The following is a 14,480-nucleotide window of genomic DNA, read 5'->3' as shown; positions in this document are numbered from 1 at the left end:
GTGAGTTGTGAGGGAAAAATTAAACACGATATTACCAATTACCAATTACTAATTAGCAATTACCTTCAACTTTTACATAAAAATCGGGGAAGATTCCCAGTTACTTCTGGCGTGACAAATGCGATTTTTGCCTTCGGTTTTGGCTTGATAAAGGGCGCTGTCAGCGCTGCGAATTAGGGTGTCGGGAGATTCCTGGGCAGAAGGAATCGCCGTAGCACTGCCGCAACTGAGGGTAACGTAGGGGCCGATCGGCGATCGCGCGTGGGGCAGTTTCAAGCTGGCGATGCCGTCGCAAATTTTCCGGGCGACAATGTTTGCCCCTTCGGCGCTAGTGTTGGGCAGCACTACGGCAAATTCTTCGCCACCGTAGCGGGCGGCCAAATCCCCAGCCCGGTTGGTGGCTCTGGCGATCGCCCCGGCAACTTGGTGCAAACAATCGTCCCCGCCCAGGTGTCCATAAAATTCGTTGTAAAGTTTAAAAAAATCGAGGTCAAACATAATTAAAGACAGCGGCAGTTCTTCTCTTGCCAATCTGCGCCACTCTAATCTCAAAACGCGATCGAACTGGCGACGATTGGCAATGCCAGTCAGTCCGTCAGTAGTTGCCAGTTGCTGCAATTTTTGATTTGCTATTGCTAGCTGGCGGTAAAGTTGAGATTGTTCGATCGCGATCGCCATTTGATTTGCCAACTGCTGTAAAAAATCTATTTCCCACTGCTGCCATTCCCTGACACCGCTGCAATTGTATGCTGTCAGCATTCCCCACAAACTATTGCCATTTTTTGCGATCGAAGCCGCCGCACTTGAACCCTGCGCCTGCGGTTTGCGACTCGCCGGCAGGCGGCACATATAATTTTCGGCTGCATCTTGATTTTTTTCGGCTTCCAAAACAGTGCTTTCTTGTGTTTTGTTTACCGTTTCCCAGTCGCCAGATTGCCAAATTGGAACGCTGACAACTGCTGTCATTTCACAATCTGCCAGCAATTCTTTGCAACTGCCAGCCAAGTCGGCAGCGCTGACATCTGCTATTGCTTGTACAGACTGGGATTCGACCAAAACACAGCATGACACCGCCAAAGCAGCACTAATATTTTGGTTTTCAATATAACCGCATGGCAAACCGTCACCTGCGACGATCGCACCTTTTTCCTCTTCCGCGTCGAGTTGAGACGACCAATTTTGGCAACGATAAATTAAAACGCGGTCTGTTTTGAGAAATTGGCGCACTTCTGCGACGGTACTTTGGAGAATGCTTGCGGCGTCTATTGAAGATCGAATATGTTCGATCATTTTGCCCAACAGCCGCTCTCGGAGGGCCTGCTGCCGCAATTGTTCTTCGATTTTCTGGCGTTCGATCGCGTAATGGATTGCCCGCACCAGCATTTCTCTGTGAAATTTTCCCTTTACCAAACAATCTTGAGCGCCCCACCGCAATACCGACAGCGCCGTATTTTCATCGTTGATCTCTGTCACCACCACAATTGGCACTGTGGGCCATCGCGCTTTCAAAACTGCGATCGCCTCGCATCCTCCCAAGCAGTCTGACAATGACAAATCTAATAGTACGGCGTCAAACTTTTCTTCTTCCAGACACCCGACTCCTATCTCCAGAGACTTAACCGTTTGGAGAAGAAATAGAGACTGGCTGAATGACCCTAAAAGGTCTTCGATCATGGTCGGAGCTGCCAGGTCATCCTCAACCAACAAAATTTTCAGACATTTGTTACGTGTTAACACAACTATAGCGTTCGGAGCGGGTCGAAGGAAACTTGTGAGTTTTGATAGCGATACTTGCGATCGGGCTAATATGTCGGTTTATCAAATTTATTCTACACTCAAACTATCGATTTAGCCCTCAATTAAAGCTTACATATCCGGCGGGAGTGAAACGATTTCAAACCAATACTTACATAAAGTCTTCATTACTTCAAGCAATCCTTCAAACGTGACTGGTTTGGATATGAAAGAATTTGCCCCCAAGCGATAGCAAAGCAAGATATCTCCCCTGCGGTGCGAAGTTGTGAGGATTACAACCGGAATTTGTTGCAAATGGGGGTCAGATCTGATCGAAGTTAGTGTTTCTAGCCCGTCAAGCCTCGGCATATTCAGATCCAAAAGTATCAGGTCTGCCTGGTGCCAATTGCTGCTACCAACATATTGACCGCGACGGTACAAGTAGTCTAGCACTTGTTCTCCATTTTCCACAAATTCGCTCCTAATTGCTAAACGAACTTCTCGAAGTGCTTCCTTCACCAAAAAGCGCGTGTCCTCGTCATCGTTTGCTATTAAAAGAGTAAATCTTTTCTTTTGATAATTCACGGCTTTGCCTCACTACGAATGGCTTTTGTGAGGTTGCGGGACTTTGAGCCGTGTCTGAGCGCCTGCAAAGCATCTGTTGCCATCATCCGGCAAATCTGGCTGAGAACACTAAATTTGTGTTGCAGGAATTTACGGTTTTCGTGGATTTGCAAAGGTTTGCGAATAATGCTTGTTTCACTTGACAGTCTGTTCGAGTACCGGCTAGCTGCAAAGAAATCACAAATCCTTGTCCGCGAACTACTAGAGAAACTACTGCATCCCAAAGCAAGATGCTCTGGATACAATTGAAAAAAACTGACAATTCTTGCGCGCACCGCTGATTTATAACTTGTATAAGGATAGAGCTAATAGATTTATCGTGATTGATTTTTGGCTCGATGTCATCAGTGAATATGCTACACTTAATGACCATTTGTGTAAAGAAAACATAAAGCTATTTAAAGCTTTAGTAAAGAACGGCTGACTGCTGCAGGCAGACGGGTGACTTCACTTTGGTATAGGAATAGAAAAATAAAAAGTTGAACCTCGATTGAGTTCTGATTCTACCCAAAGGCGGCCGCCATGCCGATCGACAATTCTTTGACAAATCGCTAAACCGATACCAGTTCCTGAATACTGTTTTTGGGTGTGCAAGCGCTGAAAAATCTGAAAAATTCGCGGATGGTACTGTTCGGCAATTCCAATACCGTTATCTTGCACTGAAAAAACCCAGCTATCCCCCTCACGCGAAGCGCTGACGCGCACCATCGGCGCCTCGCTGCTGCGGTACTTAATGGCGTTGCCAATTAAATTTTGAAACAGTTGCAGCAGTTGAAAACTGTCACCTCTTACCTTTGGCAAATCGCCCTTAGTAACAGAAGCTTGATTTTGGCGGATGGCTAACTGCAAATTAGCGCAAGCATCCTCAAAAACCAGATTGCAATCTATCACATCAAAAGGTTTCTCACTGCGACCGACCCGCGAATATTGCAGCAAGTCATCAATCAGCGCCTGCATCCGCCCGCAAGAATTAACAATATTGCGGAGAAATTTATTTCCTTGGGCATCAAGTTGGTTGTGACAGCGGTTTTCTAATAGTTGAGCGTAGCCCGCAATCGTGCTCAAAGGCGCTTGCAAATCGTGAGAAGCCACGTAGGCAAACTGTTCGAGTTCGGCATTAGAACGAGTTAATTCTTGAGCGTAGCGGGTTTGAATGTCTAAACTCGCTTGCAGCAGTTCTTGTACCAGCTTGCGCTGGGAAATATCCTCGATCGCACAAATCAAATACTGCGGCGTCCCCTTGACATCGCGCATTGCCGAAACAGTAACATTCGCCCAGCGCACTGCCTCATCTTTGCAGATCAAACGCTTTTCCAGAGAAAAAGTTTTAATTTTCCCTGCTAACAGCGAACGCACATATTCTCTGTCAGCTTCGATGTCATCCGGGTGAGTAATTGCCTGCCAATTTTGCTGCAACAATTCCGATTCTGCATAGCGAACAATTTGGCAAAAACCGGGATTTACCCGCATAAATTGACCGCTAAGGGCGGTTTTAGCTATGCCGACCGCAGCTTGCTCGAATATCGCGCGGAAGCGTTCTTCGCTGTCTCGCAGGGCAATTTCGGCTCGTTTGCGATTGGTAATGTTGCGAAATGTTACTGCCAAGCCATCGTTTAACTTGACCGCAACAATGTGCAGCCAAGCACTTGTATCTCCCTCGTATTCGTAATAAAATTCTTTGTCTACACTTTCTCCTGTTTCTACTACAGAAACATACAAATCAAATAACCCGTTTTTGCGAACTTGGGAAATTTCTGCCAACAAATTCTTGCCAACTATCTCATTAAATGGCATCCCAGAAAATTTTTCGGCGGCAGGGTTGATCAACAGCCACTGGAAATCCACAATATTTCCCTCACTGTTGCGGATGGCAGAATAAGCCACCATACCGTCTAAGGAACTATTTAATATGCTAGCAAGCAGCGACTGCGACTGTTGCAGTTGAGAATTTTGCTCTTTTAATTGCTGTTGCAGTTTTTGCAAGGAGACTTGCTTGTCGATGCGTGCTAAAACTTCTTCTACTTGAAATGGTTTGGCAATATAGTCAGCACCGCCAACTCGAAAAGCTTGTAATTTATCATTAATGTCATCTAATACGCTTAAAAAAATTACTGGAATTTGTTCGGTTTTCGCTGTCGCTTTCAGTCTCCGACAAACTTCATAACCGTTCATTTCTGGCATTCTAATGTCAAGCAAAATTAAATCGGGGCAATGGGCGATCGCAACATTCAACGCCAGTTGACCGCAAATAGCTCGGTAAACTTGATACCCCTGGGCAGTTAGCAGCTTAGATAAGAACCGCAGATTGCTCGGTTGGTCATCAACCACCAATACTTTAATTTGGCTATTATCCATTTATTTTAAACTCGATTGAGTTAAATCCATTATCTTGTCGAGTCGGTAATCGGTAAGTAAATCTTTTAAAGCCTGAGCTAAAGTTGGATGACTTTCCCAGATGCGATCGACAATTTGAATCGCCAGCTCTTCATTAACATCATTAGCTGCATCGTAGAGTTCCTGCAGCCAACTTTGAGGCATCTGGGCCAGCAGCCCTCTGAAAAATGAATCGGGTTTGTCGCTCACAAAATAACGCCCTAAAGCCCCGACTGGTAGCCCGGGCAACTCTTGATAAATATAGCGCACTCCCAAGTAGCAAGCCATCTTATCAAAGAGGATTTGTTCTTGAAAAGGTTTGCGCACAAAATCGTCGCAACCTGCGGCGATTATTTCGCCTTTTTTTTCCTCAAAAGTGCTAGCAGTCAGAGCAATAATTACAGTTCGCCGCTGAGTTTGTTTCTCTTTAGCTCTAATTTGTCTGACAGCTTCAAAACCGTCCATTACTGGCATTCGTGTATCCAGCCAAATTAAATGAGGCTGCCAACTTTCCCAAATTTCAACAGCTTGGCGACCGTTTTCCGCTTCTCGGACTTCAAAACCAATTGGTTGCAGCATTTTAATCAGCAGCAGGCGATTTTCTTGGTTGTCGTCAATTGCTAAAATCCGATAAATCGGTTGATCTGCTTCTAATCCGATCGCCCGCTGCAATGTCACGACTGTTATTTCAGACGAAGTAGTGGGCAATACTCGGATATTAAATTTAAAACTCGTTCCCTTACCTAAAACACTTTTGAACCCAATATCTCCGCCCATAATCTGCACGTATTTTTTAGTAATTGTCAAACCCAATCCCGTACCGTCAGCCGCATTTCTACCTGCTTCAGTTTGCACGAAAGCATCAAATAAAGTGTCAATCTCTGCTTCTGGTATGCCAACTCCGGTATCTTCAACTTCAAACAAAATTAAAACTTCTTCGCCAGAGATCGAGTTAGAATAAATTTCCGCTTCGGTTAGCTGCTGCTTGCTTTCCACGCTCACGCGCAGCCAAATACGACCGCCATCAAGAGTAAATTTTATGGCATTTCCCAGCAGGTTAATCAAGCATACGCGCAGCTTTTTTTCGTCAGTTTTTATATATTGGGGAACATTCGCCTCCACGAAAAATCTTAGTTGCAAATTCTTATTTTCAGCTTTAATTTGAAACATCTCTTCGAGAGTTTCGAGAAGTTGATAAAGATCGAAGCTGCGTTCATCTAAGCCAATTATTCCTGCTTCTATTTTCGACAAGTCTAAAACATCGTTAATTAGCTCCAGCAAATGTTGACCGCTGCGGTTAATAATTCGGAGATTTTCGAGATTTTCGTGGCTGAGTAAAGAGTCGCGGCTCATGACTTGGGTAAAACCCAGGATGGCGTTCAGGGGAGTCCGCAATTCGTGGCTCATGTTGGCAACGAATTGACTTTTTGCGACCGATGCAGCGGCCGCGGTTTCTTCGGCTTTTTTTCGTTCTATTATTTCTTGTTGCAGTTCGGTATTGCGATCTAGCAATTGTTTTTTCAGTCTTTGGATAGTTAGTTGGTTTTCGATTCTCGCTAAAACTTCAGCTACATGAAAGGGTTTTGTGATATAGTCCACACCTCCTACTTTAAAGGCGGTTACTTTGTCCAATACTTCATCTAAAGCGCTGATAAAAATAACGGGAATTTCTGATGTTTTCGGATCTGCCTTGAGCTGCGTGCAGACTTGGTAGCCATCTATTTCGGGCATTTTGATGTCGAGCAAAATCAAATCTGGAGAACCAGAGCGCGCTGCTCTGATTGCCATTTTGCCGTTAATTACGCCCCGGACTTTGTAGCCCCGATCTGACAGCGTTGCTGATAAAACTTGCAAATTTTCTGGAGTGTCGTCAACAATTAATATGTTGCCTTTATTCTCTTCTGTTTGATTGCTGGTCATCGATGCTATGTTTTGGTTAAATTGAAAATCGTTGAAATTATGAAAACTGGTTAAATAGTCATTATAGCACTCCCTCGTGCATCGACTACTTTTATATTTACAGAACTTATAATATTATAGATTTTAAATTTTTGATTTTAGAATTGGCAATCGCTTATGATTACCAGGTTTGGGAGCTAGGCTACAGGTAAATTAGCCGATCGCCCGCGGGCGAGTTTACAAATAGTCTCTCCACCTAAATCATCAATAATCCTGAACCTGCCCCTCTTCCTTCTTCCTTCTTCCTTCTTCCTTCTTCCTTCTTCCTTCTTCCTTCTTCCTTCTTCCTTCTTCCTTCTTCCTTCAAAAATTTCTAAACTCCTCAATCAAATCGATAATCTGATCGCACCGGAAGTTCTTCACCAAATCGGCGATCGCCCTGCAGAAATCACCATGAATCGGAGGAATCAACAACAGCAGCCGAAAAATCTCCTCGTTATCAACCGCATCCGCTGCCGCGTACAATTCATCAACCCATTCAGCAGGCATAGCTTCAAAAAATGAAGCATTGAGCGTAAAAGGAAAATTAGCCGTTTCAGTTACCGCGGACACTTCACCGGACTCCACAGCATCTGAACTTGGCGAAGCTTCTCGATCGTAAACATAGCTGACTCCCAGATATTTAGCCATCTTTTCCAGAATCACTTGCTCCCGAAAAGGCTTCGCTACAAAATCATCGCAACCAGCAGACAAAATCAGCGATCGCTCCTCATCAAAAGCACTTGCAGTCAGAGCAATAATCACCGTTGCTTGACCTTTCAAATGCGCTTTAATCTGTTTAGTAGCTTCATAGCCGTCCATCACCGGCATCCGCATATCCATCCAAATCAAATGAGGTTCCCAACTCGACCACATTTCCACAGCTTGAACGCCATTTTCAGCGTCCTGCACAGCAAAGCCGAGGGATGTCAGCATTCTAACCAACAGCAAGCGGCTTTCCAGGCGATCGTCAACAGCTAAAATGCGGTATTCCGGCTGTCCGGGTTTGAGACTCACAACGCGACGAGCTGTTTGAGCCACCTGAATTTCCACTGGATTGGGGAGGGAAACTTTAACATCAAATCTAAAAATGCTGCCGCGACCGACGCTGCTTGTTACCGTTATTTTTCCTCCCATTAACTCTAGGAACTGTTTGCTAATCGGCAAGCCTAAACCAGTTCCTTCTTGAGCTTTTTTCCCGCTTTCTGTTTGCGCAAAAGGTTTAAATAAATTGTCCATTTCTGCCACAGAAATTCCCCATCCCGTATCTTCAACTTCAAATAGCAAACAGCAATTGTTAATTATAGGCATTTGTTCGTGATTTTTATTTTCCAATAGCTCATGTTTTATTCTCAGATTAACACCACCTTCCGCAGTGAACTTAATAGCATTTACCACTACATTAATTAATACTTGGCGCAACTTGCTTTCGTCTGTTTCTACGTATTGAGGTAAGTCTGGCGTGGAATCAAAAATTAACTGTAACCCTTTTTTTTCGGCTTGCAGCTTCAGCATATCTTCAGTATTTTTTAGCATTTTATGCAAGTCGAAGGTGCTATTATTAACTGTCACGAGCCCGACTTCAATTTTTGACATTTGCAGAATATTGTTAATCAGCTCGAGCAAGTGTTCCCCGCTGCGGCTAATAATTCCTAAGTATTGCTTTTGGTCGGCACCGAGGGCTGCGTCGCGCGCCAGAAGTTGGCTGAAACCGAGAATTGCGTTGAGGGGAGTTCGCAATTCGTGGCTCATGTTCGAGAGGAATTCACTTTTCGCCCTGTTGGCTCTGTCGGCTTCTTCTTTGGCTTTTTGCAGGGCTATTCCTGCTTGTTTCCGCTCGGTAATATCGCTAGCTGTGCCAGTTGTGCCGATGATGTTTCCTTCAGCGTCCATGCGCGCGATCGCCTTGGTATTTACATCAATCTGTCTGCCGTCTTTTGCTAATACTATATTTTCGTACTGAAACACAGTTTTTCCCGTCAGCAAGCGCTGCTGGAGTTCCCATTTCCAGTCTATTTCTCCTGGCGCTAAGAAATCGCTAAAAGAACAGCCGAGCATTTCTTCAGGCTCGTAACCGTAGATTTGTTTAACTGCTTGGTTCACAAAAGTAATGTGCCCTTCAGCATTGCAAGACCAGATAATATCTTGGGAAGTTTCAACTAAATGACGGTATTTTTCTTCGCTCTCTGTTAGGGCTATTTCTGCCAGCTTGCGTGGGGTAATGTCCATCAAAGTTGTGAATAGTTTTGTCACTTGCCCTTGTTGGTTGACAACTACTTCTCCTCTTGCTTCGATGTAGCGGATGAAGCCGGCTTCACTTATTTGTGACGGGCAATTATCCGCAGCAATTTTCGGTTCAGGTCTCAGAATTCGATATTCCAAGCTGTAGGATTGCCCGCTAGCAATAGCAGTGTCGATCGTTGTTTGCCACTTTTGTCGATCGTCCGGATGCACGTATTGCGAAAACTCAGTTAGTGTTGGCGCAGCTTGGGTTGAATCGAGCCCGAAAATCCGAGATAACTCTTCCGACCAAGTAGTTGTGTTGGCAGAGAAATCACATTCCCAATTGCCGACACGGGCGATTCTTTGCGCTGCTGCTAAAGAAGCCGCTACAGCTCGGAGTTTTTCTTCGGCTAATTTGCGATCGCTAATATCTTGAATCACAGAAATCACGCAGGTTTCGCCATGAATCTCAATGATTTCTGCTGACAGCAAGCCAGTTTTAAGTACCCCACTTTTAGTGCGCAAATCAAATTCGTAGTTGCGCACAAATTTTTGTTCTTCTAACATTTTAAACAGCTCGGCACGGGCTTGTATACTTTCCCAAAGATTCAAATCAAGCGCCGTGCGATCGATAATTTCTGCTGCAGAATAACCAATAGTCTGGCAAAAAGCCTCATTGATTTCTAAATAACGACCATCTTTAAGTCTGGTAATAGTAATCGGGTTCGGAGAAGAACGAAAAGCTTTGGCAAACTTTTCCTCAGACAATCGCAGTTGTGCAGTCCGCTCCTCGATTACAGTTTCCAATTCTTGATTCAGCTTTTGGAGTTGAGCGTTTTGTTCCGCTAATTGTTTCTCCATAAAATAGCTGTTGACTGCTTCTTTCACCGTCAATTTCAAATCTTCTGACTGCCAAGGCTTCGATATGTAGCGGTACAGTTTAGCATATTTAATAGTATTCGCCACTGCTTCGATGTCTGCTTGCCCCGTCAGCATAATTTTGATAGTTTTTGGCGAAATTCTGTGAATTTGCTTCAGCAATTCGTCTCCTTTGATATGGGGCATCAGATAGTCGGAAATCACTGCCACGATTTCGCAGTTCTCTGCCAGCAATTCCTCGATTAACTCTAAAGCATCTTCGCTGCCTTCAGCGGTTTCTAATAAGTGTTCTTCTCCCAGAGTTTTTTTTAACTCCATTTTCAAACTTTCAAGAATTATCGGTTCGTCATCCACGCAAATAATCACAGGTTTATTGTTCATATTTTTGCCAAACCAGATTTTATAGTTTCTACTAATTCTTTGCGATCCCACGGCTTGTACAAACAGCGGTGCAAGTTTGCTTGCTCTTGCACCCTTGCTATTGCTACTTCGTCGGCTTGCCCGGTCAGCATGACTTTCACAATCTTGGGATATTTTTGGTGAACCATAATCAAAAATTCATCTCCTTTAATACCTGGCATTAACCAGTCAGATACTATGACCAAAATATCACTTTCATCTTCTTCTTGAATTTCTTCTAGAATTTCCAAAGCTTCATCTGCATTTTCCGCTACTTCATAGAGGTAAGCATCCCCAAATTCTTTTTTAAGCTGAATTTTTAAACTGTTTAAGACTACAACTTCATCGTCAACGCACAAAATTACTGGTTTTGGCATAAAATTTTACTTGTTTTTAATTTTAAAACTTGGGGCATTTCCGCATTTATTTAATTGCTATCCGGGATTCCAATGGGCAAGGATATAGTAAATTTGGTATTACCTGGCACGCTTTCTACTCGCATTTCACCTTGGTGTTTTTCCAAAATTTTCTGAACTATATCCAATCCCAAACCGCTGCCTTCTCCCGGAAGTTTGGTCGTGAAAAACGGCTCAAAAATTCTCGGCATAATTTCTGGGGGAATGCCTTTACCGCTATCGGTAATACTGACTAATATTACGTTATCTTGGTGTTTGGCATCAATTTTCAACACTCCTTTGTTGCCCATCGCTTGTAAAGCATTGTGAAGCAAATTTGTCCAAACTTGATTTAGTTCATCTGGATAGCATAGCACAGAGGGCAAATCAGTACCATAGTTTCTGATTACTTCCACGCCGTGTTTGATTTGGTAGTGGTAAAGCGTTAAAACAGTATCAATACCGTCGGTAATGTTAGCGATTGTTTTGGAACCCGACTGGTCGTAACGAGAGTAGCTTTTCAAAGCAAAAACAATTTTAGCTGCCCTATCTGTCGCATTAGCAATATTTTTAGTGCTTTTTTGTACCGTAGCGAATTGATAAGCGGTTTGTAAAAAATTTGGACTTTGGGTGTCTTTCAATAAAGGTAAAAAAGTTTCTAAATTGCATATGCCAATATCTAATAATGTACAAGCAAGGCTGTCGGCATTCTCAATTTTTTCTGCTTCTAATTGTCGCTGCAAAAGTTTTTTTAACTGACGTTTTTCTTTACTAGATAAGGCGTCTGTTTCTTGACTTGACTTGTGCAGCAGCGCAAAAAAATCCTGCTGCCTTTGCGGGGATAGTTGCTGGAAAAATATCGGCAACTGCTGCAATTGTTCCGCCCAGAAGTCGGCAATGTTCTGCACCGAGGAGCGAATCGCCCCTAAAGGAGAATTGATTTCGTGAGCAACTCCGGCAATTAACTGTCCGAGGGCTGCCATTTTTTCTGATTGAATCAGTTCTTTTTGAGTGCGCTTCAGTTCTTCCAAGGTATGAGATAATTCTGCATTTTTTTTGCACAGCGCTGACTCGGCTATTTTGCGATCGCTGATGTTACGGGCAACCCAAATCACTGAATTTTTTGAGAACAGAGAAATGCAGGCAGAAAACCAAATTTCGCGGCCGCCAACTGTTAAGCTGTAGTCGAAATTGAGCGTTTGTTGGGTCTCTAACACTTGCTGAACTAACATCCACCAATTATCCGGGTTGTTGTCGTCAAAAAAATGTTCGATTGTTAGGCTAACTATATCGCAATTAGGCTCTAATAACGCCGCCGTGTTTGTCGGTAAAACTTCTATGTTGCCCGGATTTTCTAGCACGAGAACTATGTCGGTCATTGCTTCAAAAACGGCGCGAACTTTGCTTTCAGAAAAGTGCAATTTTTTTTCTAGCAATTGGCGCTCGCTAATTTCTTGCTGCAATTCTTCGTTGCTGGCTGCTAGTTGAACCGTGCGGTCTTGAACTCGCTGTTCGAGTTCGGTGTTGAGGCGGCGGACTTCAGCTTCAGCGGTGGCGCGGTCTTGTATTTCCTTTTTTAACTGGCTGTTAGCGTTAATTAATTCTAAAGTTTGCTGTTGAGTTTCTTTTTCTAAACTTTTATTTAAAAGCCTCAACTGTTCCTCTACTTCGGTTCTCCGAAGTGCTTCTTTTTGCAATTGTTCGTTAACTTTTTTTAACTCCTGGATCTGTTCGGCAACTGTTTCCTGCAAAAGCTCGACATTCGCTTGGATTTCTACCGGATCTAAGGCGTGCAGCAGGGTACTTTGGCTCACGATTCCGGCTAAATATCCTCCCTCGTCCACCACCACCAAGCGCCGGATGCCGTGCTGCTGCATGAACTCGTGAGCCTGCCACAAAGTGGCTTTTACCGGCAGCGGGATCAGGGGAAAACTCATGGCGGCGGCGGCAGGAGTGCCGGCGAAATCGAGTCCAGAAACTTGGAATTTAACAATGTCGCTTTCTGTAATTATGCCCACAGGTTTCTGATGTTTGTTGTCGCTGTCAGTGCAAATGACTATGCAGCTTTGGCGCTGGGTTGTCATCTGTTTTGCGACTTCTAAAACAGAGGTGATCGTTGAAGTAACTATTACTTCTGTAGTCATAATTTCTTCTGCGCGCCACATTTTCAGCAAGTCGCCCGGTTTCAGGCTTTGACGGATGCTTTCGCAGGTGATGGCGCCTAGCAAGTTTCCGCGTTCGTCTGTGAGGGGCAAGTGACGGATTCTTTTCGATCGCAATATGCTCAATACCCTAAAGATATTCCCCGCTTTATCGAGGGAAATGGCGATCGGATTTTCAGTCATTACCTCAGAAATTACCCCCTCTGCTACCGAAATACCGCTAGCAGTTATTTTCACAACATCGCGCTCTGTAAAAATTCCGAGCAGTTGCTGACCCTGAGCGATTAAAATACAACTGGCGCCCGCCTGAGTCATGGCAGCGATCGCGACTTTCACAGGTGTGTCTGGAGGCAGCACCGGCGGTTTGGGGTCGATCGCCTGTTCTAGCAAGCTTTGAGTATCAGAAGCTGTGGTTGACATGGGCAAATCAAGGGGGATAGATGTAAGCGGAACCGGTAATTAATATCCTTTTAGATTCCTGATTTTACAGTGGCGGCAGGCTGACCGCAATCGAGGTTTGACATCGGTCTAGAGTTATATTTTTAGTTGCGCATCGGTATGATTGTTAGTAGGATAGCGCTCAACGGCGATCGGGATTGACACGATAAAGGTCTTTTGACCTATAACTGACGCTACTTCTATTTTAACCGAATATTTTTCCACAATCTTTTTAACAATATTCAGTCCCAACCTCCTGCCTTCGTTGGCGTTTTTTGTGCTAAATAACGGCTCCACAATTCGCGGCAAAATCTCCGGGAAAATTCCATCGAGGCTATCAATGACGCTGACGAGCAGCATCTAATTTTCTACTATTACCCTACTGTTGAAACTTTGCAATTGTTCCTTGACCGAATAACATTGTAAATCATGTTTGTCCAAAATTGATTGAGTGCGCCTGAATATCACAGCAATTCAGAGAGTAACTTTTGATAATTTCATGCAATGTATTTTCCGTCTCTAAGTTAGTTTTTATAAGTAGTTAATATAGTTTTAAGACCGTCATTAATACTGGCAAGTATCTTTTATTCCGTACAGCTATAGGGAAAATATCTAAAGAAAGCAAAAATTACTTTTGCTGCTCTGTCTGTCTGTAGCACTGGCAGCAGATGCTTTTCTTGGCAAGGCGTGGATAAAGTGCAGGGAATATCTGCCTGACTCAGGCATTTAAGCACCGCTTGATGAAATATTTGATTGCACTGCAAGTTTATTGATTGTTTGAGTTGAACTACCAGGTTGCTAAACTCGGCAATTTCATCTTAGAGGTCTGTAAGCTCTTGCCCGACAAAATAGGAATATTGATATTTGTGTTTGTCACAATAACCGACTACTTCAAAAGCTCCGTTTTTGAGCGCACTTTGATAGCTTTCTCGAAACCTTGGCAGCGTTTCCCTGACATGATGCTTGCTGTCACAGAGCCAAGCAGAAATCGGTAAATTTCCATAGTGCAACACTTCGGACAGTTTTTGAGGGCAAACCGTATAATAAGGGTTTAATGGCGATCGGTACGAAGGCTTCGCTTGCCGAGGTACACTATAGGCTTCCTGGTAAATCAAGGGTTTCAGACTACGAGTTCAAAACTTAGTTGGCTTACGCACGCAGACCGAAGCAACCCGGTTTACTCGTGTATTTCTCGTTCTTCGACGCAAAATTTTTCGTATAAACCCAGAATAAGCGCCCCCATGCTTAAGCCCTGAAACTGTTTAAAGTGTTGCACTAACTCCTACCCCTGAAAATCACTGTGCCTGCAATTGTA

Annotated in this window: 11 protein-coding genes; all 11 read right to left on the bottom strand. The window is 43.9% G+C overall.

The features are described from left to right. Positions 1 to 72: 72 nt before the first annotated feature. Positions 73 to 1,674: a diguanylate cyclase domain-containing protein gene (locus tag QUA13_RS03235; protein ID WP_333196571.1), complete on the bottom strand. Its 1,602-nt coding sequence runs from the start codon at positions 1,672 to 1,674 to the stop codon at positions 73 to 75. A gap of 192 nt (positions 1,675 to 1,866) precedes the next feature. After that, on the bottom strand, positions 1,867 to 2,319 hold the full coding sequence (locus QUA13_RS03230) for a response regulator (RefSeq protein WP_333196570.1): 453 nt from the start codon (positions 2,317 to 2,319) through the stop codon (positions 1,867 to 1,869). After that, on the bottom strand, positions 2,316 to 2,471 hold the full coding sequence (locus QUA13_RS03225; RefSeq protein WP_333196569.1) for a hypothetical protein: 156 nt from the start codon (positions 2,469 to 2,471) through the stop codon (positions 2,316 to 2,318). The genes QUA13_RS03230 and QUA13_RS03225 overlap by 4 nt, the downstream gene beginning before the upstream one ends. A gap of 334 nt (positions 2,472 to 2,805) precedes the next feature. After that, positions 2,806 to 4,713 (bottom strand): PAS domain S-box protein, encoded by a 1,908-nt coding sequence (locus QUA13_RS03220; RefSeq protein ID WP_333196567.1) that lies wholly within the window; start codon positions 4,711 to 4,713, stop codon positions 2,806 to 2,808. Continuing rightward, positions 4,714 to 6,651 carry a response regulator gene (locus QUA13_RS03215; RefSeq protein ID WP_333196565.1) on the bottom strand — a complete coding sequence of 646 codons (1,938 nt, stop codon included), beginning with the start codon at positions 6,649 to 6,651 and terminating at the stop codon, positions 4,714 to 4,716. Positions 6,652 to 6,827: 176 nt separating this feature from the next. After that, a complete protein-coding gene (locus QUA13_RS03210; protein ID WP_333196563.1) occupies positions 6,828 to 7,016 on the bottom strand; it encodes a hypothetical protein in 189 nt (62 codons plus the stop codon). After that, entirely contained in the window at positions 6,994 to 10,152 is a 3,159-nt protein-coding gene (locus tag QUA13_RS03205) for a PAS domain S-box protein (RefSeq protein ID WP_333196561.1), read from the bottom strand. The genes QUA13_RS03210 and QUA13_RS03205 overlap by 23 nt, the downstream gene beginning before the upstream one ends. Beyond that, positions 10,149 to 10,547 carry a response regulator gene (locus QUA13_RS03200; protein WP_333194066.1) on the bottom strand — a complete coding sequence of 133 codons (399 nt, stop codon included), beginning with the start codon at positions 10,545 to 10,547 and terminating at the stop codon, positions 10,149 to 10,151. Before QUA13_RS03200 ends, QUA13_RS03205 begins: the two co-directional genes overlap by 4 nt. Before the next feature lie 50 nt (positions 10,548 to 10,597). Then, a complete protein-coding gene (locus QUA13_RS03195) occupies positions 10,598 to 13,147 on the bottom strand; it encodes a CBS domain-containing protein (RefSeq protein ID WP_333196559.1) in 2,550 nt (849 codons plus the stop codon). Between the two features lie 114 nt (positions 13,148 to 13,261). Further along, a complete protein-coding gene (locus QUA13_RS03190) occupies positions 13,262 to 13,525 on the bottom strand; it encodes an ATP-binding protein (RefSeq protein ID WP_333196558.1) in 264 nt (87 codons plus the stop codon). Between the two features lie 458 nt (positions 13,526 to 13,983). After that, positions 13,984 to 14,280: a hypothetical protein gene (locus tag QUA13_RS03185; protein WP_333196556.1), complete on the bottom strand. Its 297-nt coding sequence runs from the start codon at positions 14,278 to 14,280 to the stop codon at positions 13,984 to 13,986. Between the last annotated feature and the right edge of the window lie 200 nt (positions 14,281 to 14,480).

This window comes from Microcoleus sp. S28C3, assembly GCF_036700785.1.
GTDB classification, from domain to species: Bacteria; Cyanobacteriota; Cyanobacteriia; order Cyanobacteriales; family Microcoleaceae; genus Microcoleus; species Microcoleus asticus.
The sequence above is the reverse complement of the archived record's forward strand: the minus strand, read 5'-3'. Positions and strand labels throughout refer to the sequence as shown.